General features: G+C 74.3%; 18 protein-coding genes. 10 read left to right on the top strand and 8 right to left on the bottom strand.

Features of this window, described 5'->3' with window-relative positions; genetic code table 11:
* Nucleotides 1-407: 407 nt before the first annotated feature.
* Complete coding sequence (locus H505_RS0124670; protein ID WP_245592623.1) at nucleotides 408-1,229, top strand: SAM-dependent methyltransferase; 822 nt, start codon at nucleotides 408-410, stop codon at nucleotides 1,227-1,229.
* 4 nt (nucleotides 1,230-1,233) lie between these two features.
* Here H505_RS0124670 and H505_RS0124675 read toward each other — a convergent pair whose 3' ends face one another.
* A complete protein-coding gene (locus tag H505_RS0124675) occupies nucleotides 1,234-2,409 on the bottom strand; it encodes a cytochrome P450 (protein ID WP_026404118.1) in 1,176 nt (391 codons plus the stop codon).
* Between the two features lie 166 nt (nucleotides 2,410-2,575).
* Between H505_RS0124675 and murA the strand changes: the two genes are divergently transcribed.
* On the top strand, nucleotides 2,576-3,883 hold the full coding sequence (gene murA / locus H505_RS0124680) for a UDP-N-acetylglucosamine 1-carboxyvinyltransferase (RefSeq protein WP_026404119.1): 1,308 nt from the start codon (nucleotides 2,576-2,578) through the stop codon (nucleotides 3,881-3,883).
* 1 nt (nucleotide 3,884) lies between these two features.
* Here the strand turns inward: murA and H505_RS44135 are convergent, their stop codons facing one another.
* On the bottom strand, nucleotides 3,885-4,436 hold the full coding sequence (locus H505_RS44135) for a hypothetical protein (protein ID WP_051301118.1): 552 nt from the start codon (nucleotides 4,434-4,436) through the stop codon (nucleotides 3,885-3,887).
* 141 nt (nucleotides 4,437-4,577) lie between these two features.
* On the opposite strand from H505_RS44135, the gene H505_RS0124690 reads away from it, so the two are divergent.
* The 3 genes from H505_RS0124690 (at nucleotide 4,578) to H505_RS0124700 (ending at nucleotide 9,032) form a co-directional block, all read left to right on the top strand.
* Nucleotides 4,578-5,468: a hypothetical protein gene (locus H505_RS0124690; RefSeq protein WP_026404120.1), complete on the top strand. Its 891-nt coding sequence runs from the start codon at nucleotides 4,578-4,580 to the stop codon at nucleotides 5,466-5,468.
* Between the two features lie 82 nt (nucleotides 5,469-5,550).
* A complete protein-coding gene (locus H505_RS44140) occupies nucleotides 5,551-7,092 on the top strand; it encodes an FAD-dependent monooxygenase (RefSeq protein ID WP_051301119.1) in 1,542 nt (513 codons plus the stop codon).
* A gap of 2 nt (nucleotides 7,093-7,094) precedes the next feature.
* Nucleotides 7,095-9,032 (top strand): aconitate hydratase, encoded by a 1,938-nt coding sequence (locus H505_RS0124700; RefSeq protein ID WP_026404121.1) that lies wholly within the window; start codon nucleotides 7,095-7,097, stop codon nucleotides 9,030-9,032.
* Between the two features lie 45 nt (nucleotides 9,033-9,077).
* Here H505_RS0124700 and H505_RS0124705 read toward each other — a convergent pair whose 3' ends face one another.
* Entirely contained in the window at nucleotides 9,078-9,482 is a 405-nt protein-coding gene (locus H505_RS0124705; protein WP_026404122.1) for a DUF2795 domain-containing protein, read from the bottom strand.
* 146 nt (nucleotides 9,483-9,628) lie between these two features.
* On the opposite strand from H505_RS0124705, the gene H505_RS0124710 reads away from it, so the two are divergent.
* On the top strand, nucleotides 9,629-11,077 hold the full coding sequence (locus H505_RS0124710; protein ID WP_245592624.1) for an aminotransferase class I/II-fold pyridoxal phosphate-dependent enzyme: 1,449 nt from the start codon (nucleotides 9,629-9,631) through the stop codon (nucleotides 11,075-11,077).
* 18 nt (nucleotides 11,078-11,095) lie between these two features.
* Here the strand turns inward: H505_RS0124710 and H505_RS0124715 are convergent, their stop codons facing one another.
* The gene (locus H505_RS0124715) at nucleotides 11,096-12,526 is read right to left on the bottom strand and encodes a cytochrome P450 family protein (RefSeq protein WP_125619087.1); all 1,431 of its coding nucleotides are present in this window, start codon (nucleotides 12,524-12,526) and stop codon (nucleotides 11,096-11,098) included.
* Between the two features lie 98 nt (nucleotides 12,527-12,624).
* Nucleotides 12,625-13,314, bottom strand: coding sequence for a pyridoxamine 5'-phosphate oxidase family protein (locus H505_RS0124720; RefSeq protein WP_084550759.1), 690 nt, complete (start codon nucleotides 13,312-13,314; stop codon nucleotides 12,625-12,627).
* Between the two features lie 216 nt (nucleotides 13,315-13,530).
* On the opposite strand from H505_RS0124720, the gene H505_RS44145 reads away from it, so the two are divergent.
* Complete coding sequence (locus H505_RS44145; RefSeq protein ID WP_051301120.1) at nucleotides 13,531-14,133, top strand: TIGR03086 family metal-binding protein; 603 nt, start codon at nucleotides 13,531-13,533, stop codon at nucleotides 14,131-14,133.
* A gap of 12 nt (nucleotides 14,134-14,145) precedes the next feature.
* Here H505_RS44145 and H505_RS0124730 read toward each other — a convergent pair whose 3' ends face one another.
* The 3 genes from H505_RS0124730 to H505_RS0124740 all read right to left on the bottom strand — a co-directional run bounded on the left by H505_RS0124730 (nucleotide 14,146) and on the right by H505_RS0124740 (nucleotide 17,543).
* Entirely contained in the window at nucleotides 14,146-15,183 is a 1,038-nt protein-coding gene (locus H505_RS0124730) for an MBL fold metallo-hydrolase (protein WP_026404126.1), read from the bottom strand.
* A gap of 81 nt (nucleotides 15,184-15,264) precedes the next feature.
* A complete protein-coding gene (locus H505_RS0124735) occupies nucleotides 15,265-16,203 on the bottom strand; it encodes a hypothetical protein (RefSeq protein ID WP_026404127.1) in 939 nt (312 codons plus the stop codon).
* Nucleotides 16,204-16,226: 23 nt separating this feature from the next.
* Nucleotides 16,227-17,543: a M20/M25/M40 family metallo-hydrolase gene (locus H505_RS0124740; protein WP_157433114.1), complete on the bottom strand. Its 1,317-nt coding sequence runs from the start codon at nucleotides 17,541-17,543 to the stop codon at nucleotides 16,227-16,229.
* Between the two features lie 185 nt (nucleotides 17,544-17,728).
* Between H505_RS0124740 and H505_RS44150 the strand changes: the two genes are divergently transcribed.
* From H505_RS44150 to H505_RS44155, 3 genes are read left to right on the top strand one after another with little or no spacing between them, the layout of a single operon-like run.
* The gene (locus H505_RS44150) at nucleotides 17,729-19,336 is read left to right on the top strand and encodes a peptide ABC transporter substrate-binding protein (protein ID WP_051301122.1); all 1,608 of its coding nucleotides are present in this window, start codon (nucleotides 17,729-17,731) and stop codon (nucleotides 19,334-19,336) included.
* Between the two features lie 4 nt (nucleotides 19,337-19,340).
* Entirely contained in the window at nucleotides 19,341-20,267 is a 927-nt protein-coding gene (locus tag H505_RS0124750; protein ID WP_026404129.1) for an ABC transporter permease, read from the top strand.
* A 19-nt stretch (nucleotides 20,268-20,286) separates the two neighbouring features.
* Nucleotides 20,287-21,315 (top strand): ABC transporter permease, encoded by a 1,029-nt coding sequence (locus H505_RS44155; protein ID WP_233617878.1) that lies wholly within the window; start codon nucleotides 20,287-20,289, stop codon nucleotides 21,313-21,315.
* Nucleotides 21,316-21,330 lie beyond the last annotated feature (15 nt).

Raw genomic sequence — 21,330 nt, forward strand, 5'->3', positions numbered from 1 at the left:
TCAGCGCCGATGGTACTGCATGGGAGACTGTGTGGGAGAGTAGGACGCCGCCGGACATTTTTTGTGGGGAGGCCCCGCCGTTTACGGCGGGGCCTTTCTCATTTGGGGGAGCGGCTCGGGGGGCGCGGCCGTGCCGTCACGGTGCCTGCCGGCGAGTTCCGGTTTTCCTTGAAAGCGGGATACGGTCATGCGGGGCGGGCCGGCACCTTTAGCTGCCGGTGATTCCCTCAAAAGTAATCGGACGCTTTTGGTGTGATGCTTTCGAGGGAAACGGGGGCTACCGGCTTCCTGAGGCTCGTATCGCTCGTCGCTGACCTGCGATAAGGGTGTTCTGTGCGGTGGGAGCGCTCCTCTCGCGAGGGTGCGGACAATGGAATCCGTGCAGGGTGATCTCCTAGGCTGCGGGTGTGACTGAGGAGATTCGGGAGCGCGAGGCGACGGGGACCGGCCCGGGCGGAATCGACACCACGGTGGCGACGCCGGCGCGTATTTACGACTACTTCCTCGGCGGCAAGGACAACTACGCCGTCGACCGGCAGGCCGCCGAGGAGATCATGAAGGCGGTACCGGAGGCGCCCGCGGCGGCTCTGGCGAACCGGGCGTTCCTGCGGCGCGCCGTCCGGTTCATGGCCGAGGCGGGTATCCGCCAGTTCCTCGATGTGGGTGCCGGGTTGCCGACACAGGGCAACGTGCACGAGGTGGCGCAGGAGATCCGGCCCGAATCGCGGATCGTCTACGTCGACAACGACCCGGTGGTGCTCGTGCACGGGCGGGCCCTGCTCGAGGCGAACTCGGACGTCGCCGTCGTGCGGGGAGACCTGCGGCGCCCCGAGGAGATCCTCGCCGAACCGCGCCTGAACGAGCTGATCGACCTGGACGAACCGGTCGGGGTCCTGCTCATCGCGATCCTGCACTTCATCGGGGACGAGGAGAACCCGTTCGACCTCGTGGCGCGGCTCATGGAGCGGCTGCCGCCGGGGAGCCACCTGGCGATCTCCCACGGGTACGAGGGAGGGATGGCGGACGGGACGTCCGAGCACGCGCAGGGCGTGTACCGGCGTTCGACCTCCGCGATCCACTCGCGGAACCCCCGGACGGTGGAGCGGTTCTTCACTGGGACCGACATCGTCGAGCCGGGTGTCGTGTGGGTACCCCAGTGGAGGACGGAGGAAGCCGCGGCGGAACCGGAGCGGACGCACTTCCTGGGCGCGGTGGGCCGGAAACGCTGACGGCTCAGCGGCGCACGACCGTGGTCGGCAGCGTCCGGAAACCGCGGACGTACGGGGACGGGATGCGCGCCGCGGCGTCCTCGTCGACGTCGTAGTCGGTGATGCGCGCGGTCAACTCCTCGAGGGCGATCCTGGCCTCGAGGCGGGCGAGGTGCGCGCCGATGCAGTGGTGCCGCCCCGAACCGAAGCTGATCTTCGTTCGGGTGTCGCGGTCGAGGTCGAACCGGTCCGGGTCGGCGAAGGCGCGGGGATCGCGGTTGGCGGCGCCGATCAGCAGCAGCAGCCGGGACCCGGCGGGCATGGTCGTCCCGTGCAGCTCGACGTCACGGACGACCGTGCGTGCGTCGCCCTGGGACGCCGGTTCGAAGCGGAGGGTCTCCTCGATCCAGTCGCCGACGCGGCCGAACGCGTCCGCGGGCTGGTCGAGGTGGGCGCGGGCGCAGTGCCAGGCGTTGGAGATGAGGTTCGTGGTCGTCTCGTTGCCCGCGGCGACCAGGATGAACAGGACGCCGAGGATCTCGGCGTCGGTGAGCCGGTCGTCGCCGTCGGCGGCCTCCACCAGGGCGGACGCCAGGTCGTCGCGGCGGTCGCGGCGCCGTTCGGCGACGAGGTCGCCGAAGTAGCCGCCCAGCGCGAAGATCGCGTCGACGCCGGCGGGGCTGAGGTCCCGGACGCCGTCCTCGTGCCGGACGATCTGGTCGGCGAAATGCCGCAGTCGGGAGCGGTCCGCCTCGGACACCCCGGCGAGTTCGGAGATGACGTCCATCGGCAGGAGCGCCGCGTAGTCGGCCACCAGGTCGAACGAGTCGTGCTGCAGAGCCCGGTCCAGGTGCCCGCGGGCGATCTCCCGGATGCGGGGCTCCAGTTCGGCGACGCGGCGCGGCGTGAACGCCCGCGACACGAGGCCCCGCATGCGGGTGTGGTCCGGCGGGTCCATCGCCAGGAAGGACGCGTGCCGGTGCGCGTCCGGGCCCCACACGGACGGCTCGAGCAGGATGCCGTTGGCGTTGGAGAACCGTTCGTGGTCCCGGAAGGCGGCGACGACGTCGGCGTGCCGGGACAGCGCCCAGAAGTCCTCCTCGTCGCTGCGGAAGACCGGCGCCTCCTCGCGCAGCCGCGCGTACACGGGGTACGGGTCGTGCCGGCTCCCGTGCTCGTACAGGCTGAACCGGACGCCCATGCGTCGCCTCCGCGGATCCGCTGCCATGGCCGTACCGAGCATGGCGCGCCGCGTCCCGCGGCCGCCACTCCGCGCGTCGGGGTGGCCTGTACCGGACGTCACCGGACGGCGAGGGCACCGTCGCGGACGAGGCGCGGGCGCGTGCGTCCGGCCGTAGGCTGCTGTGGTGACTGAGAAGCTGTGGGAGATCGAGCCGTCGGGGCCGCTGCGCGGCGACGTGACGGTACGGGGTGCGAAGAACGCCGTCAGCAAGCACATGGTGGCGGCGATGCTGGGCGACGGGCCGAGCACGATCGGCAACGCGCCGGACGTCGGCGAGGTCGGGATCACGGCCGGGATGCTGGAGCACGTCGGGATGGCGGTGGAGCGGTCCGGTGACGAGGTCACGGTCGCGCCGGGCGCCGTGGCCGACCCGAGCGTGGGCAAGGCGTTCACGGGGTTGAACCGCATTCCGATCCTGATGCTGGGGCCGCTGCTGCATCTGGCGGGCGAGGCGTTCGTCCCGCTGGTCGGCGGGGACCCGATCGGGCGCCGACCCGTCGACTTCCACGTGGAGGCCCTGCGCGCGTTCGGTGCGGAGGTGACGCACGCGGCGGACGGGATCCACGCGCGGGCGTCGCGGCTCGTCGGGACGCGGGTGGACCTGCCGTACCCGAGCGTCGGCGCGACCGAGACCGTGCTGCTGGCGGCGGTGCGGGCCGAGGGCAAGACGGTGATCCGCAACGCGGCGACGGAACCGGAGATCATCGAGCTGGCGCTGTTCCTGCAGCGGATGGGCGCGCGGATCTCGTTCGCGCCCGACCGGCGGATCGTGGTGGAGGGCGTCGATCGGCTGGGCGGCGCGCAGACCCGCCTGGGCGGGGACCGCATCGAGGCGTTCTCCTACCTGGTGGCGGGGCTGGTCACCCGGGGCGAGGTGCGGGTGCACGGGTGCCCGCAGGACCGGCTCGTCACCGCGATCACCACGCTGACGCGGATGGGCGCGAAGTTCGACATCACCGACGAGTGGATCATGGCGTCGGCGCCGGACGGGCTGCGCCCGGCGGCGGTGCAGACGGACACGCACCCGGGGTTCGCCACCGACTGGCAGACGCCGCTGATGGTGCTGTTCACGCAGGCGGACGGCATGTCGGTGCTGCACGAGACCGTGTACGAGAACCGGCTCGCGTACGTTCCGGCGCTGCAGAGCATGGGGGCGGAGATCGAGGTGTACGACACCTGCCTGGGCGGCCCGGCGTGCCGGTACCACGACACGGCGGCGCAGCACTCGGCGGTCGTGCGGGGCGTGACGAAGCTGCGCGGCGGCGACGTGACGATGCCCGACATCCGCGCCGGGTTCTCGGCGGTGCTGGCGGCGGCGGTGGCGGAGGGACCCTCGACGCTGCGGGGCGTGCACCACATCGAGCGCGGGTACCACCGGCCGGTCGAGCAGTTCCGCGACCTGGGCCTCGCGCTCCGGTCCGTGACGGTCTGACCTAGCGGCGGACGGACGCGCCCGCGTCGACGGACGGGCGCGTGCCCGGCCACGTGTAGGTGACGGAGCCGCCGACGGGGAGGCCGTGCCAGAGCCGCGCGGCCTCGTCGAGGCGGCCGAGGATCCGGTCGACGGCGGCGGTGCGCTCGGCCGGGATCGCCACGTGTTCCGCCCATGCGGGCCGCTCGGCGCCGGCGCGCCGCCACCAGGCGAGCGCGGTCAGCCCGGCGAGCTCCTCGGAGAGCGCCATGTCGCCGGTGTCGGCCCGCCCGAGGGACGCCTCGCGCTTCTTCAGCCTGCGCTGCGCCCGGGCCCGGGCGCGCCGGTCGCCGGGCCTGTCCACGGTCTCGATGAAGCCCCCGCCGCCCGCGGCCGCGCGCCCGAACACGCCGTTCGCCAAGCCCAGCTCGGCCTCGGCGAGGTAGTGGACGAGGTCGTGGGGGATGTGGTCGTCGTATCCGGGGGCCGGGTCCATCCGGCGGGGCGGCCGCCCGGGCACGGCGACGATCGTCGCGTAGCGGCGCCGGCCCGTCCGCTGGAAGGTGACGTCCATGACGGTCAGGCTAGGCGGCGGGCGGTATGGACGGCACCAGGTTTTCCGGCGCGGGCGCCGGGCACGGGGCGAACGGTTCCTTACCCGGCGATGACCGGAACGTACAAGACCGCCGGGGCCCGCCGAGGCGAGGCTGGTGCCATGGACATCGATATAGACGGCATCGACCTCGGCCGCGCGTCCGACTTCATGGCCATGCACGCCCGCCCGCTGGACCGGCGCCGGTTCGAGCTGCTGACCGGCGGCGGCGACCGGGAGGCGCTGTTGGCGGCGCTCAACGCGTACCGGAACCCCGACGGCGGCTACGGGCGGGGCCTGGAGCCGGACCTGCGGTCCCGGACGAGCCAGCCCGGGGCCGCCCTGCACGCCTTCGAGGTGTTCGAGGCGCTGGCGCCCGAGACCGCGCCGGAGGCGGTCGCGCTGTGCGACTGGCTGGAGTCGGTGACGCTGCCGGCCGGCGGCCTGCCGTTCGCGCTGCCCGTGCCCGACCCGGCGGGCTGCGCGCCGTTCTGGGCGTCCGCCGACCCGGACGTCCCGTCGCTGCAGATCACCGCGATCGTGGCGGCGACGGCGCTGCGCGTCGCCGCGCACGACCCGGAGGTCGCGGCGCACCCGTGGCTGGACCGTGCCGTCCGTTTCTGCCGGGACGCCGCCCTCGCCGTCGCCGAGCCGCACGCGCTGGAACTGGCGTTCGCGCTGGCGCTGGCCGACGCCGCGGAGGACGCGGAGCTGCTGGAGATCCTGGGGAGGCACGTCCCGGCGTCCGGCATGGTCCATGTGCAGGGCGGGCTGGAGGACGAGATGATGCGGCCGCTCGACTTCGCGCCGTACCCGGACCGTCCCGTCCGCGCCCTGTTCGCCCCGGAGGTTATCGACGCGGAGCTGCGCAGGCTCGCCGGGGGACAGCGGGACGACGGCGGCTGGCGGGTGGACTTCGCGAGCTACTCGCCCGCCGCCGAACTGGAGTGGCGCGGCTACGCGACCGTCGGGGCCGTCTCGATCCTGCTCCGCAACGCCCGATCCGCCGGTTAGGGGCCGCCGCCGCGTGAGGGCCGGGCGATCCGGGGAAGGGTCCGTTGGATGAGGTCTCCGCCGTCGAGCGAGAGGAGACGCGATGCCGCCCATCGGACCGCCGACCGGAACCGTGATCGTCGTGGGGGCGGGGCCGACCGGGCTCCTGCTGGCGGGGGATCTGGCCGCCGCCGGGATCGGCTGCACCGTGCTGGAACGGCGCCGGGAGGAGGAGGACCACCTCACCCGCGCGTTCGCCGTGCACGCCCGCACCCTCGAGCAGCTGGACGCGCGCGGCGTCGCCGCCGAGCTGGCCGCGACCGGGGCGCGCGTGCGGGAGCTGCGGCTGCCGGGCGGTGCGCGGCTCGACCTCGGGCGGCTGCCCGGCCGGTTCCCGTACGTGCTGGTCACGCCGCAGTACGAGACCGAGCGGGTGCTGCGGGAGCGGGCGCTGGCCGCCGGCGCGGACATCGTCCGCGGCGCGGAGGTGACCGGCCTGCGCCAGGACGGGACGGGCGTGGACGTCCGGGTCCGCCGGGCGGACGGGGACGGCGACGGGGCCGTGGAGACGCGCCGCGCGGCGTACGTCGTCGGGGCCGACGGGGTCGGCAGCACGGTCCGGGAGGCGCTCGGGCTGCCGTTCCCGGGCCGGTCCGCGGTGCGGTCGGTCATGCTCGCCGACGTCCGGCTCGACGACCCGCCGCGGGACGTGCTGACCGTCGGCGGGACGGGCGACGCGTTCGCGTTCCTGGCGCCGTTCGGCGACGGCTGGTACCGGGTGATCGGGTGGAACCGGGCGCGCCGGGCCGCCGACTCCGAGCCGGTCGACTTCGACGAGCTGCGGGACGTGGCGCGCCGCGCCCTCGGCACCGACCACGGCATGCGGGACCCGCGGTGGACGTCCCGGTTCCACAGCGACGAGCGGCAGGTGCCGCGGTACCGGGTGGGGCGGGTGTTCCTCGCGGGCGACGCCGCGCACGTCCACTCGCCGGCGGGCGGGCAGGGCATGAACACCGGGCTCCAGGACGCGGCGAACCTGTCCTGGCGGCTCGCCGCGGACCTGCGCGGCTGGGCGCCGCCGTGGCTGCTGGACGGCTACCACGCCGAGCGGCACCCGGTGGGGCGGCGGGTCCTGGCGGGCAGCGGCGGGTTGCTGCGCGCGGCCCTCGCCGAGAAGCGGTGGCAGCGGCGGCTGCGGAACGCCGGGTTGCGGGCCGCGACGGCGGTCCGGCCGATCGCGCGGCGGGCCGCGGGGGCGGTGTCGGGCATCGGCATCGCCTACCCCGCGCCGCGCGGCGCGCACCGGCTGACCGGGCGCCGCGCCCCCGACGTCCGGCTGTCCGGCGGCGGGCGGCTGCACGACCTGCTCGGTGACGGACGGTTCGTCCTGGTGGCGGCGGTGAACGACCCGGCGGTCGGCTACCTGTCGCGGCGGTGGGACGGGCGGGTGCGGCACGCCGTCGCGGGCGGGCCGACCCGCAGCACCGTGCTGGTCCGCCCGGACGGGTACATCGCGTGGGCGTCCGACGAGACGGCGCCGGACCGGCGGGCGGACGCGATCCGCGCGGCGCTCGCGCACTGGTGCGGGCCGCCCGCCGAGCACGCGGCCGAGCGGGTCGCGGCGACCGAGGAGAGGAGGCGCTGAGCATGCGGGACGGGGTGGCGCGCAAGCTGATCGCCGCGCACCTGGTGAGCGGGGAGGCGGTGCCGGGCGCCGAGATCGGGCTGCGGGTCGACCAGACCCTCACCCAGGACGCGACCGGCACGATGGTGATGCTCGAACTGGAGGCGCTCGCTCTGGACCGGGTCCGGACGGACGTGTCGGTGCAGTACGTCGACCACAACCTGCTGCAGGCCGACGAGCGGAACATGGCCGACCACCTGTTCCTGCGGTCGGCGTGCCGGCGGTTCGGCCTCTGGTATTCGGGGGCGGGCAACGGCGTGTCGCATCCGACGCACATGCAGCGGTTCGGGGTTCCGGGCGCGACGCTGGCGGGTTCGGACTCGCACACCTGCGCCGCCGGGTCGCTCGGGATGCTCGCGGTCGGCACCGGCGGGCTGGAGACGGCGATGGCGATGGCGGGGGAGCCGCTGTACGTCACGATGCCGGAGATCTGGGGCGTCCGGCTGACCGGGGAGACGCCGCCGTGGGTGAGCGCGAAGGACGTGATCCTGGAGATGCTGCGGCGGCACGGCGTGCGCGGCGGCGTCGGCCGGATCATCGAGTACCACGGGCCGGGCCTGGCGTCGCTGACCGCGATGGACCGGCACGTCATCGCGAACATGGGCGCCGAGCTGGGCGCGACGACGACGGTGTTCCCGGCGGACGGGCGGGTGCGGGAGTTCCTGCGCGCGCAGGGCCGCGAGGGCGACTTCACCGAGATCGTCGCCGACGCGGGCGCCGCGTACGACGTCGCGGACGAGATCGACCTGGCGGCGCTGGAGCCGCTGATCGCGCGGCCGGGCTCGCCGGGGGACGTGGTGCCGGTGCGGGAGGTCGCGGGGGAGGACGTGCACCAGGTCGTCGTCGGCTCGTCGGCGAACCCGGGCCCGCGGGACTTCGCGGCCGTCGCGGCGATCGTTCGGGGCCGGCGGGTGCACGCGGGCGTGTCGCTCGACGTGAACCCGACGTCCCGGCAGCTCCTGCTCGACCTCACCCGGACGGGCGCCGTCGCCGACCTGCTGCGGGCGGGCGCGCGGATCCACCAGGCCGGGTGCCTCGGCTGCATCGGCATGGGGCAGGCCCCCGCGGTCGGCCGCAACAGCCTGCGGACGTTCCCGCGGAACTTCCCCGGCCGGTCCGGGACGGAGGACGACCGGGTGTGGCTGTGCTCGCCCGAGACGGCCGCGGCCGCCGCGCTCACCGGGCGGATCACCGATCCCCGCGACCTGCCGATGGACCCGCCGCGGGTGCGGCTCCCCGCGGTCGCGGCGTCCGTCCGGGACGAGTTCGAGGCGCCGCTCCCGCCCCGGCGGGCCCGCGCCGTCCCGCTCGACAAGGCCCCCAGCATCGGGGCGCTGCCCGACCTCGACCCGCTCCCGGACGACCTGGAGGTCCCCGTCGTGATCACCGTCGGGGACGACGTGTCGACCGACGAGATCCTCCAGGCGGGCGCGCGGGCGCTGCCGTTCCGCAGCGACATCGCGCGGCTCGCCGACTTCGCGTTCGTCCGGCTCGACGAGGGTTACCCCGGACGGGCGCGGCGGGCCGGGGCGCACGCCGTCGTCGCGGGCCGCAACTACGGGCAGGGGTCGTCCCGCGAGCACGCCGCGATCGCGCCGCGCCACCTGGGGCTGCGGCTGGTCCTGGCCTGCGGGTACGCGCGGATCCACTGGCAGAACCTGGTCAACTTCGGGATCCTGCCGCTGGAGTTCGCCGACGAGGCCGACCGCGGGCGGATCGGGCAGGGCGACGTGCTGCGGATCGGGGGCGTCCGGGAGGCGCTGCGCGGGGGCGGGGACGTGGAGGTCCGCAACGTCACGAAGGGCGAGACGTACCGGGCGCGGCACCGGCTGTCGGCCCGGCAGCGCGAGCTGGTCGCGGCCGGCGGGCAGATCCCGCTGCTGCGCGAGCGCGCCCGCTGACCCGGACGCCGGGCCGGCGGGCGCGATCTGCCGGGGCTCACGGGGTCAGTAGCGGCGCTCCTCCCGCCCGTAGCCGAGTTCCTCGGCGACGTCCGCCAGGTTCTCGTACTCCCGGTCGGGCAGCGTCTCCAGCGCGCCGACGGCGTCGTCGCCGCCCGCGTCGGACACGTGCGCGATCAGGTCGTTCGGCCGCGCCGGGTAGCGGACCCCGGTGAGCAGCCGCGCCAGCGCGCTGCGGTCCTCGACGTCGGACGCGCTCATTCCGGGCGGGGAGCCCTCGCGGGCGTCGCCGCCCCGCTCGGCCGGCTCCCACGTGTCCTGGTCGGAGGTCGGCTCGGTCTCCTTGAACTCCTCCGCGTGCGTGGAATGGCCGCCGCGCACCATGCCTTGGGTCTCCCGGCCGATCTCGTCGTCGAGCTTCGCGCCGTGCTTGTCGCTCTTGTCGGGCATGTTGACGGCCCTCTCTTTCGTCCTCCCTGCGCGCTTACCGATCACATCGTTCCCGGGCGGACGTGCCCAAACATGCGGCTACCGGCCCTTACGCGCCCATAGGATGCGAGCGCGGTCGCGATGGCCGGATCAGGGGAGGTTTCAGGGTGGCAGGGCACATGACGCCGGAGGAGTTCCGCCGGTACGGCAGGCAGGTGGTCGACTGGATCGCCGACTACCAGGAGCGGATCGAGTCCTACCCGGTGCTGTCGCGGGCGCTGCCCGGCGAGGTCCTGGCGGGGCTGCCCGAGCACCCGCCGGAGGAGGGCGAAGGGTTCGACGCCGTCCTCGCCGACCTGGACCGCGTCGTGATGCCCGGGATCACCCACTGGCAGCACCCGAACTTCTACGCCTACTTCCCGGCCAACGCCAGCGGCCCCGCCATGCTCGGCGAGCTGCTGTCGGCCGGCCTCGGCGTCCAGGGCATGCTGTGGGCGACGAGCCCCGCCTGCACCGAGCTGGAGACCCGGGTCCTGGACTGGCTCGCCGAACTGCTCGACCTGCCCGACCGGTTCCGCTCGGACGGCCCCGGCGGCGGCGTCATCCAGGACTCGGCGTCCGGCGCCGCCCTCGTCGCCGTCCTCGCCGCGATGCACCGCGCCGACGGCGGCGCGTCCGGCCGCGACGGCATCGCCGGCCGCCGCACCGTCTACGTCAGCTCGCAGACGCACTCGTCCCTGGAGAAGGCCGCCCGGATGGCGGGGATCGGCGCGGCGAACGTCCGCGTCGTCGACGTCGACCCCGGCACCCTCGCCATGGAGCCCGCCCACCTGGACGCGCTGCTCGCCGAGGACGCCGCGGCCGGGGCCCTCCCCGTGCTGGTCTGCGCCACCGTCGGGACGACCTCCACCACGGCGGTCGACCCGGTGCGCGCCATCGGCGAGGTGTGCCGCCGGCACGGCGTCTGGCTGCACGTCGACGCCGCCTACGCGGGCGTCGCGGCGGTCTGCCCCGAGTTCCGGTGGATCAACGACGGGCTCGCCGAGTACGCCGACTCCTACTCCACCAACCCGCACAAGTGGCTGCTCACCAACTTCGACTGCAACACCATGTGGATCGCCGACCGCGAACCCCTCCTCGGCGCCCTGTCGATCCTCCCCGAGTACCTGCGGAACCGGGCCAGCGCGTCCGGCGACGTCGTCGACTACCGGGACTGGCAGGTGCCGCTCGGCCGCCGGTTCCGCGCCCTCAAGCTGTGGTCGGTGATCCGCTGGTACGGCGCGGAGGGGCTGCGCGAGCACGTCCGCACCGGGGTGCGGCTCGCGCAGGACCTCGCCGCCGCGATCGCCGGCGACCCCGCGTTCGAGCTGCTGGAGCCGCACCCGTTCGGGCTGGTCTGCTTCCGGCCGCGCTGGGACGGCCTCGACGGCGACGCGGCGGACGCCGAGACGATGGCGCTGATGGAGCGGCTGAACGCGTCCGGCGACCTGTACCTCACGCACACCAAGGTCGGCGGGCGGGTGCTGCTGCGCATGGCGATCGGCGCCCCCGCCACCGCCGACGCGCACGTCCGGGCCGCCTGGAAGCGCATCCGCGAGGAGGCCGGCGTCGGCTGACCCGGCCGGGCGGCCGGGTCAGGAGCGGCGCATCAGCCGCATGATGCGCCGCACCAGCGACGTCGCCCCGGGCTCGTCGGAGCCCGCGGCGGCCTCCTCCCCGGCCGGCTGCTCCGCGGCCTCCGGGCGCGTCCCGAAGTCCCCGGCGAGCGTGTAGTTCACCGGCAGCGACCGCAGGCCCCGGATGAGCGGGGACGAGCGCCACGGGAGCTGGTCGGGCGGCAGCGCCAGGTCCAGCGACGCGAACCGGTGGAACGCCCGCTCCACCGCGATCATCGTGATCGTGGTGGCCAGGTCGCGGCCGAGGCAGGCGTGCGGGCCCGCGCTCCAGGCCAGGTGCGCGCGGGAGCTGTAGACCGAGTCCTGGGAGCCGCCGCCGGTGAACGCGGGGTCGAGGTGCGCGGCGGCGGGGGACACCATGACCGGGTCCCCGGCCGCGATCCGGAACCGGCCGAGCCGCACGTCCGACCGGGGCCACCGGAACGCCAGGTTCGCCATGGGCGGGTGCGCGATCGACGCCCGGTTGATCGCCTCCTTGATCATCCCGGCGGAGAGGCTGTCGCGGGCGCCGGTCTCCCCAATGAGCACCTCCGTGATGGTGTTGCAGATCAGGTTCGCGGTGATGTCGCCCGACAGCCCGGTGAGCATCGCCATCTCCCGGGCGAGCTCCTCGGCCGTCAGGTCCGGCGCGGCGGCGAGCATGTAGGACGGCAGGTCCTCGCGCGGCTCGCGCACCCGCGCCTCGCACACCTCGGCGACCCGCGCCATCAGCCGGTCGGACGCCTCCTGCGCGTCCGGGCCCGCGTCCAGCACCCGCCACAAATCCATGATCATCTCGTCGGCGCCGGAGTCGGTGGGGAAGCCGATCAGCCGTCCGGTGACCATCAGCGGCAGCGGGCGGGCGTACTGCGCGGACAGGTCGGCCCAGCCCGACCGGCCGCCGCTCTCCGCGATGACGGTGATCAGCTCGTCGGCGTAGGCGTGCACGGCCCGCTCCAGCTCCCGTGCCTGGGGGCGCCCGCGTTCCTGGAACGGCCGCAGCCCCTCGCTCCACGCGCCGCGCAGCCGGGTCGACTCGGCGCCGTCGCGGAACCCGGAGCTGTCGGACTCCATCACCGGCAGCATCGGCCAGTCCGCGGGCACCTGCCCCTCCCGGTACGCGCGCCAGGAGTCGACCCGCCGGCTCCACACGCCGCGGGCGTCCCGCAGGACGTCCAGCACCTGCGAGTAGCCGATGACCAGCCACACGGGCACGCCCAGCACGTCCACCGGCGCGACCGGCCCGTACTCGGCGCGCAGCCGCTCGTAGAACGCGGCGGGCCGCGACTCGTAGTCGCGGTTCAGCAGCGGCACCTTCGCCAGTGCCTCCAGGGGCGGATGCGTGCCGGACGCCTCCGCGGACGGGAAGTCGGCTTGCGGTGACTGTGCTCGGGGGATCTGCGGCTCCACGACGCCTCACCTTAAGAGAGATCACTGGAATTGGGGAGCTTGTGGCGAAATCTCCGCCGAAGTTCGTTCGTTCGCGTGCGCCGCGGGCCGGCGCCTTATTACTTGTAGAGCTTCTGCTCGTACTGCTCCGGGGTGTAGTGGCGCTCCAGCTCCTCCAGCGACTTCTCGGTGTACTGGACGTCCTTGACGATCCGGGCGTGCGAGGGCAGCGCGTCCGGCTCCCAGGTGTCGGGACGCCACAGCTTCGACCGCATCAGCGCCTTCGCGCAGTGGAAGAAGATCTGCTCGATCTCCACGAGCAGCGCGAGGGCCGGGCGATGGCCCCGCACGACCATGTCGTCGAAGAACGGCGCGTCCCGCAGCAGCCGCGCCCGGCCGTTGATCCGCAGGGTCTCGCCCCGGCCCGGCACCAGGTAGATCAGGCCGATGTGCGGGTTCTCCAGGACGTTGAGGAACCCGTCGGCGCGCCGGTTCCCGGGGCGGTCCGGGATCGCGATCGTGGTGTCGTCCAGCACGCGGGTGAACCCGGGCGGGTCGCCCTTGGGGGAGACGTCGCAGTTCCCGGCGGCGTCGCTGGTGGAGATCAGGCAGAACGGCGACCGCGCCAGCCACGCGCGGTCCCACGCGTGCAGAGCGGTGCGCTCCTTGTCGATCGCACGGCGCATCGGGGCGCCCAGCATCTCGCGCAGCTCCTCCGCGGAACCGACCTCGACGTACCCGGAGGCACCGGCGGGCCCGGACGGGCCGGTCTCCGGCGGCGTGCCGGTGGTATCGGGGGTGAGCGTCATCGCCGCTGCTCCTTCGGCGCCGGGGTAGGGAGGATCAGCGTAATCGGCCGCCGCCTGCGGCGGGCCGCCGGGCCGCCCCCGTGGGCCCGGCGGCCGGGCGCCACCGCCCGTACGGACCGGGCGCGCGGCCGGAACTCATCGCCGCCGCGACGGTGAATTCCCGGGCCCCGCGCGGTCGGAACGGTCGGACGGACGGCGCTGCGGCGGGAGGCACGGGTGGACACGGCGGTTCTGCTGGAAGAGGCGATCGCGTTCGCGCTGGACGCGGTCGCGCCCGTGACCGCCGCGGCGCTGGGCCGCCCGACGCCGTGCGCCGGGTGGAACCTGGACATGCTGCTGCGGCATGCCGCCGACTCGCTGGACGCGCTGGCGGAGGCCGCCGCGACCGGCGCCGTGCGGCTGCTCCCCGAAGCGGGCCCGGACGGCGGCGCGCCCCCGCCGGACGATCCCGTCGCGGCGTTCCGGGACGGCGCCGCCCGGCTCGCGGACGTTTGGGCGGACGTCTGGGTGGACGCCGCCGTCGCGGACCGCGCGGTGGCGGTCGGCGGGTGCCCGCTGCACGCCGGCGTCGTCGCGGGCACGGGCGCCATCGAGATCGCGGTCCACGGCTGGGACGCGGCGTGGGCCGCCGGACGGCCCCGCCCGATCCCGCCGGATCTCGCGGCGCGCCTGCTGCACCTGGCGTCCGGGCTGGTCACCGCCGACACCCGGGCCGGGCTGTTCGCGCCGCCGGTGCCCGTTCCGCCGGGCGCCGGACCGCACGAGCGGCTGCTGGCGCACCTCGGCCGCGACCCGGCCCGCCAGCCGCGGGCGGCGTGATCGGCGCGCGGGTCAGCCGCGGGCGGCGTAGCGGCGGACGCCGCCCTCCTCGTGGACGTCCAGGACGCCCCGGTCGACGAGGACGTCCAGGTGCGCGTCGATCTCCAGGACGGCGAGCATCCGGCTGAAGGCGTCCAGGTCGCCCAGGGCCTTGCGGCGGCGCGTCCACGGGATGGCGCTCGCCACCTCGAACGCCGTTCCGTGCCCGGCGCGGACCTGCTCGGCCGCCGCGTCGAGCCGCTGCGCGTGGTGCTCCAGCAGCTCATCGATGCGGGCGTGGGTGCTGGGCGTGACCGCGCCGTGCGCGGGCAGCAGCACCGTGTCGGGCATGTCGCGGACGATTCGCAGCGACTCGAGGTAGCTGCGCAGCGGCTTGGGCTCCGGCTCCCCCTCCAGCCCGATCGACGGGGAGATGTGCGGCAGGATGTGGTCGCCGGCGAACAGCAGCCCGGCGGCGGCGTCGCGCAGCACGATGTGGCCGCGGGTGTGGCCGGGCGTGGCGAACACGTCGAGGCCGCGGCCGGTCAGCCCGATCCGCTCCCCGTCGTCCAGCCAGGAGTCCGGCACGACGGACGGGAAGTCCGGGTCGCGCGGGGGCCGTTCCTGCCCGGCGATCTCGTCGGCGAGGGCGTCCGCGCCGCACCGGCGCAGCAGCCCGACCTGCCGGAAGTGCGGGCCGTTCTCCCGGCCGAACGCCTCGATGGACGGACGCTCGCCGCGGCCGATCCGCACGCGCGTCCCGAACTCCTTGCGGAGCACGAGCGCCTGCGAGTAGTGGTCCCAGTGGGCGTGCGTGACGAGGAACTGCGCCACGTCGTCCAGGCCGTGCCCGAGGCTCCGCAGCGCGTCCTTCAGCCGCGTCGCCGTGTCGGGGAGCGCGAAGCCGGAGTCGACGACGACGAGGCCGTCCGGGTCCTCGATGACGTAGACGTTGACGGAGTGCAGCGACGGGATGGGAAGGGCGAGCGGGATCCGGTGCACCCCGGGCGCCACGGGATGGACGCCCGGTTCCGTCCAGTCCGTCGGCTGCTCCACTACCGATGCCGTCACCGCGCGCCCCCTGTTTCTCGAATCTCGTTCGGGGGCACGCTACTTCATCCCGAATATCCGATTCTCATCGGGGTTGACACTTCACCGTCCGCGCGCGTCCCCTCCGGCGTCGGCCGCCTTCCGCCGCGCCCGGCGGGCCGCGTCGTCCGCGCGGTCCCGGGCCTGCCCGGCGCGCTCGGCCTTCCGGACGGCGGCGTCCCGCGCGGCGGCGGCCCGGTCGAGCTCGTGCCGGAGCCGTCCGACCTCGGCGGACGCGCGGTCGGCCGCGTCCCGCGCGGAGGCCGCCTCCGCCTCCCGCTCGGCCAGCGCGCGCTCCGCCTCGGCGGCGCGCTCGCGCAGCGCCGCCGCCCGCCGCGCCCGCGCCGCCCTGTCCCGCTCCGCCCCGTCCCGCTCCGCCGCCCGCCCGGACGGACGGCCGGACTCCGCCCGGCGGCGCGGCTTCCCGGCCTCCCCCGGCTTCTCCTTCGCCCCGGCCTTCCCGCCCTTCTCCTCCCTCTCCTTCTTCGGCCGGGTGCGCGGCTCCCCGCCCTCGGGCGCCACGGGGAAGCCCGCGGGGACGAAACCGGTGTGGCTGCGCGGGCGGGCGAGCGTCCCCGCGCGGACCTCCGCGGCGACCTCGGCGTCCACCGTCGCCGCCTGCAGGGTGTCCTCGACCTCCCGCAGCGCCTGGTCGCGCAGCGGATGCCCGGCCCCGGCCGCCAGCGACTCCGCCTCCCGCAGCAGCCCGTCGACCGACCGCGCCCGGCGCCCCTCGAGCTCGCCGAGCCCGCCGCCGCCCGCGCCCCACGCCGCGCGCAGCTCGTCCCCGACGTCCAGCAGGCGCCCGAGGTCGCCGGCGGCCGCGCGGGCGAGCAGGTTGACCGCCCACGCGCTCACGGTGGGGCGCCGCAGGCCGCCGATCCTCTTGGCGAGCGCCGCGTCCCCCGCTTTCTTCGCCTCCCGGACGAGCCGCGTCCGCGTCTCGACGAACTCGTCGGGATCGACCCCGTACAGCTCCCGGGCCGCGTTCGAGAAGTCCACGCCCGGTTCCTACCCCCGGATCCCTAACGTGTGTCGAGGAAGCGGTCCAGGACCCGGGTGCCGAACGCCAGGCCGTCGATCGGGACGCGCTCGTCCACGCCGTGGAACATGCCGAGGTAGTCGAGGTCCGGGCTGAGGCGCAGCGGCGCGAACCCGTAGCTGGTGATGCCGATGCGGTGGAAGGACTTGGCGTCCGTGCCGCCCTCCATCACGTAGGGGACCGGGCGGGCGCCGGGGTCCTCGGCGCGCAGCGCCCCGGCCAGCGCGGCGAACGTCGGGCCCGCCGGGTCCGCGGCCGGGGCCTCCTCGAAGTTGACGAACTCGCGCGCGACCGCCGGGCCCAGCAGCCGGTCGATCGTGGCGAGGAACTCGTCCCCGGTGCCCGGGAGGTAGCGGCCGTCCACGTGCGCGGTCGCGGTGCCGGGCACCACGTTGACCTTGTAGCCGGCGTCGAGGCGGGTCGGGTTCGCCGAGTTGCGGATCGTCCCGGCGAACAGCCGCCCGACGTCGCCGAGGCGCGCGGCCTCCGCGTCGAGCCGGTCGTGGTCGATCGTCGTGCCGAGCGCGTCCGCGAGGCCGTCCAGCAGCGCCCGGACGCCCGGGGTGAGGCGGACCGGCCAGCGGTGCGCGGCGATCCGGGACACCGCGTGCGCGATCTCGGCGACCGCGTTGGCGGGCGCGGGCTTGGAGCCGTGCCCGGCCTTCCCGCGCGCGGTGAGCCGCATCCACGCGGTGCCGCGCTCGCCGGTCGCGATCGGGTACACGCGGGCGCCGCCCGCCTCGACGCTGTACCCGCCGGACTCGCTGATCGCCTCCGTGCAGCCGGCGAAGAACTCGCGGTGCTCGCGGGCCACGAACCGGGAGCCGTACTCGCCGGTGCACTCCTCGTCGGCGAGGAAGGCCAGGAGGAGGTCGCCGCGGGTGCGGCGCCCCTCCTGGAGCCGCCGCGCGACGACCGCGAGGGTCATCGCCAGGGTGCCCTTCATGTCGATGGTGCCGCGCCCCCAGACGCAGCCGTCGCGGACCTCGCCGGCGAACGGCGGGACCGTCCATTCGGCGGCGTCGGCGGGGACGACGTCCAGGTGCCCGTGGATCAGGAACGGCGGCGCGGACGGGTCGGTGCCGGGGACGCGGGCGAGGACGCTCGCGCGGCCGGGCGCCGACTCGACGACCACCGGGTCGGCGCCCGCGCCGTCCAGCAGCCCGGCGACGTGCTCGGCGGCGGGCCGTTCCGGGCGGGCGTCGCCCTCGCCGCGGTTCGTCGTGTCGATGCGGACAAGATCGGCGCAGATCCGCGCGGCGGCGCCGCCGGCGTCGTCCCCGTCGTCCCCCGTAGCCACAGCCACCTCATTCCGTAACAAACCTTTATTTTCGTCGCTCCTTGACCTGTGTCAACGGCCGCCCCGAACGTCTCGATCAGGTTGCGACTCCGTCAGCCCCGTAGGCACGCCGTTACCTGGGGTGGAACCTGCGAGCAATCTGCGCGTGCGGTGCGGTGCCGCGGCGGCGCGGGGCGAGGAGGGACATGATCGGTCAGAGGGGTGCGAACGGGCGAGCGGGCGCGGGGCTCGCCGCGGTGCTGCTTGCGGCCTCGCTGGGCCTGGCGGCCTGCGGCGGCGCGGAGGCGTCGGGCGACGGCACGTTCGTCGTCGGCCATTCCGAGCCGGACCACCTGGTGCCGGCGAACACGACCAGCAGCTACTCCTTCGACGTGCTCAGCGAGTTGTTCGACAACCTGATGACGCTGACCCCGGAGGGGAAGCCGGTGCCGCTCGCCGCCGAGTCGGTCGAGTCCGCGGACCAGCGGACCTGGACGATCAAGGTGCGGCCGGGGCTGACGTTCCACAACGGCGAGCCGGTCACCGCGCAGAGCTTCGCCGACGCCTGGAACAACGGCGCGTACGGGCCGAACGCGTACGGGGCGAACAGCTACTTCTCCTACATCGAGGGCTACGAGGAGCTGAACCCCGAGGACGAGAACGCGACGCCGGAGGAGAAGACGCTGTCCGGCCTGGAGGTCGTGGACGCCGCGACGCTCAAGGTCACGCTGAACCAGCCGTTCCGCCAGTTCCCGCACCTGCTGACCTACCCGGCGTACGCGCCGATGCCCAAGGCGGGGCTGGCCGACCTGAAGGCGTTCGAGGAGCACCCCATCGGCAACGGCCCGTACATGATGAGCGGGAACTGGGAGCGCAACCGGCAGATCGCGCTCGTGCCGTTCCCCAAGTACACCGGGCCGCGCAAGCCGAAGAACAAGGGCGTGACCTGGAAGAGCTACTCCAGCGCCGACACCGCCTACACCGACCTGCGGGCCGGGCGGCTCGACGTGCTGCAGACGATCCCGGCGGCGAAGGTGCCCGAGGCGAAGCGGGTGCTCGGCGACCGGTTCCTGCCGCGCGAGATGGGCACGATCGACTACCTCGGCTTCCCGCTGTTCGACGAGCGGTTCGCCGACCCCAAGCTGCGGCGGGCGTTCTCGATGGTCATCGACCGCGAGGGGATCAACAAGGCCGTCTACAACGGGGCCTACACGCCCGCCGACTCGCTGCTTCCGCCGATCATCCCGGGGTACCGCGAGGGCGCGTGCGGCGAGCCGTGCACCTACGACCCGGCCAAGGCGAAGAAGCTGTTCGACGAGGCGGGCGGGTTCAGCGGGACGCTCGAACTGTACTTCTCCAACGCGCAGCCGACCTACGAGCAGTGGATGCGGATCGTCGCCAATTCCATTCGTGACAATCTCGGCATTCAGGACATCCAGTTCCGGGAGGTGCCGGCCTCCGAGTACTTCTCGATGCTGAACGCGCGCGAGGAAAAGGGCCCGTACCGGCAGAACTGGGAGGCCGACTACCCCGACCCCCAGAACTACCTCGAGAACATGTGGGGCTCGGCGGGCAACAAGATGGGCTGGAAGAACGAGGAGTTCGACGAGCTGATCGCGAAGGGCAACCGCGCCGCCGACGAGCAGGAGGCCCTGCGCCACTACCATGCCGCCGAGGAGATCGCGATCCGCGAGATGCCGATGATCCCGCTGTGGACCTGGACGGGCCAGGGCGGCCGCTCCGAACGCGTCGGGAACGTCACCGTCACCGCCTTCTCCACCGGCCTGCTCGCCGACCAGGTGACGGTCGAGTAACCGGATGTGGCGGTACACGCTCCGGCGGATCCTCCAGGCCGTCCCGGTCTTCTTCGGCACGACGCTGCTCATCTACGCGATGGTGTTCGCGCTGCCCGGCGACCCGATCCAGGCCCTGGCGGGCGACAAGCCCGTCCCCGAGAACGTCCTGCACACCCTGCGCGAGCGCTACAACCTCAACGACCCGCTGCTCGTCCAGTACGGCAAGTACATGTGGGGGCTCCTGCAGGGCGACCTGGGCGAGAACTACACCGGGCAGAGCGTGTCGGAGATGCTCGCCGGGCGCTGGCCGGTGACCGCGCGGCTCGCCCTCACCGCGTGGATCTTCGAGCTGGTCGTCGGGATCGCGCTGGGCGTGTGGGCCGGGCTGCGCCGCGGCCGCCTCGCCGACACGCTCGTCCTCGGCGGGACGACGCTGGTCATCGCCGTCCCGGTGTTCGTGCTCGGCTACACCGCGCAGATCGTGTTCGGGCTGCACTGGCAGATCTTCCCGACGGCCGGCATCGACGACGGCTGGCCGATGAGCTACCTGCTGCCCGGCATCATCCTCGGCTCGTTCGGCCTGTCGTACGTCGCGCGGCTGACCCGGACGAGCCTCGCCGAGAACCTGCGCGCCGACTACGTGCGGACGGCCGGCGCCAAGGGGCTCACGCGGGCGCGGGTGATCGGCCGGCACACCCTGCGCAACTCGCTGATCCCCGTGGTGACCTACCTCGGCGTCGACTTCGGGGCGCTGATGGGCGGCGCGATCGTCACCGAGGGGATCTTCAACCTGCCCGGCATCGGCCAGCAGGTGTTCCAGTCGATCCAGCTCAAGGAGGGGCCGGTCGTGGTCGGCGCGGTCACCCTCCTCGTGCTGATCTTCCTGGCGGTCAACCTGCTCGTGGACCTGCTCTACGGGCTCCTGGACCCGAGGATCCGGTACGAGTGAGCGCGCGAGAGGAGGGGCCGTGACGACCGGCGAACGGGACGTCGGCACGAAGGGTGCCGGCGCGCAGGGGATCGGCGCGCAGGGGATCGGTGCGCAGGGGATCGGTGCGCAGGGCGTCGGGACGGGAGGAGTCGGCACGGGGGGAACCGCGGCGGCCGTCGCCGCCGGGGCGGGCGGCGGCCCGCCGGGCGGCGACGCCGGCCGGGCCTCCCTGTGGGACGACGCGTGGCGGGACCTGCGGCGCCGCTGGGTGTTCTGGGGTTCGGCGGCGATCCTCGCCGTCGTCGCGGTGATGGCCGCGTTCCCCGGGCTGTTCACCGGGCACGAGGCGAACCGGGGCTGCGACCCGAACGCCGCCCGGCTCGGCCCGTCCGCGGAGCACTGGTTCGGCACCGACGGCGCGGGCTGCGACTACTACGCGCACGTCGTGCACGGCGCCCGCCCGACCCTGCTGATCGGTGTCGCGGTCACGCTGTTCGCGTTCGCGATCGCGCTGGTGTTCGGGATGGCCGCCGGCTACTACGGCGGCCTGCTGGACGCCGTCATCGCCCGGATCACCGACGTGTTCTTCGGGCTGCCGTTCGTGCTCGGCGCCACCGTGATCCTGGTGGCGTTCCCCGGGCACGGCGTCGGCGCGATGACGCTCGTGCTCGTGCTGCTCGGCTGGACGACGATGATCCGCATCATGCGGGCGCAGGTCATCGCCGTCCGGGACGCCGACTACGTGCAGGCGGCGCGGCTGCTCGGCGCGTCCGATCTCCGGATCATGGCGCGGCACGTGCTGCCGAACGCGATCGCGCCCGTGATCGTCGTCGCCACCCTCAACGTCGGCAACGTGATCGCCGGGGAGGCGACGCTGGACTTCCTCGGCGTCGGCCTGCAGTACCCGGAGGTGTCGTGGGGGCTCCAGCTCAACCAGGCGCAGGACTCCTTCATCGCCCATCCGCACCTGCTGCTCTTCCCCGCCGTGTTCCTGTCGGCCACCGTGCTGGCCTTCCTGATGCTCGGCGACGCCGCGCGCGACGCCCTCGACCCGAAACTGCGGTGAGGCCATGACGGGGGA

Origin of the sequence: Actinomadura rifamycini DSM 43936, from assembly GCF_000425065.1 — a bacterium.
Classification (GTDB): Bacteria; Actinomycetota; Actinomycetes; order Streptosporangiales; family Streptosporangiaceae; genus Spirillospora; species Spirillospora rifamycini.

Bases quoted from the DNA above. Each gene is read 5' to 3' on its own strand.
- H505_RS0124675 (WP_026404118.1), bottom strand. From the start codon at position 2,409: ATGGGCGTCCGGTTCAGCCTGTACGAGCACGGGAGCCGGCACGACCCG.
- H505_RS44135 (WP_051301118.1), bottom strand. From the start codon at position 4,436: ATGGACGTCACCTTCCAGCGGACGGGCCGGCGCCGCTACGCGACGATC.
- H505_RS0124690 (WP_026404120.1), top strand. From the start codon at position 4,578: ATGGACATCGATATAGACGGCATCGACCTCGGCCGCGCGTCCGACTTC.
- H505_RS44140 (WP_051301119.1), top strand. From the start codon at position 5,551: ATGCCGCCCATCGGACCGCCGACCGGAACCGTGATCGTCGTGGGGGCG.
- H505_RS0124700 (WP_026404121.1), top strand. From the start codon at position 7,095: ATGCGGGACGGGGTGGCGCGCAAGCTGATCGCCGCGCACCTGGTGAGC.
- H505_RS0124705 (WP_026404122.1), bottom strand. From the start codon at position 9,482: ATGCCCGACAAGAGCGACAAGCACGGCGCGAAGCTCGACGACGAGATC.
- H505_RS0124720 (WP_084550759.1), bottom strand. From the start codon at position 13,314: ATGACGCTCACCCCCGATACCACCGGCACGCCGCCGGAGACCGGCCCG.
- H505_RS44150 (WP_051301122.1), top strand. From the start codon at position 17,729: ATGATCGGTCAGAGGGGTGCGAACGGGCGAGCGGGCGCGGGGCTCGCC.
- H505_RS0124750 (WP_026404129.1), top strand. From the start codon at position 19,341: ATGTGGCGGTACACGCTCCGGCGGATCCTCCAGGCCGTCCCGGTCTTC.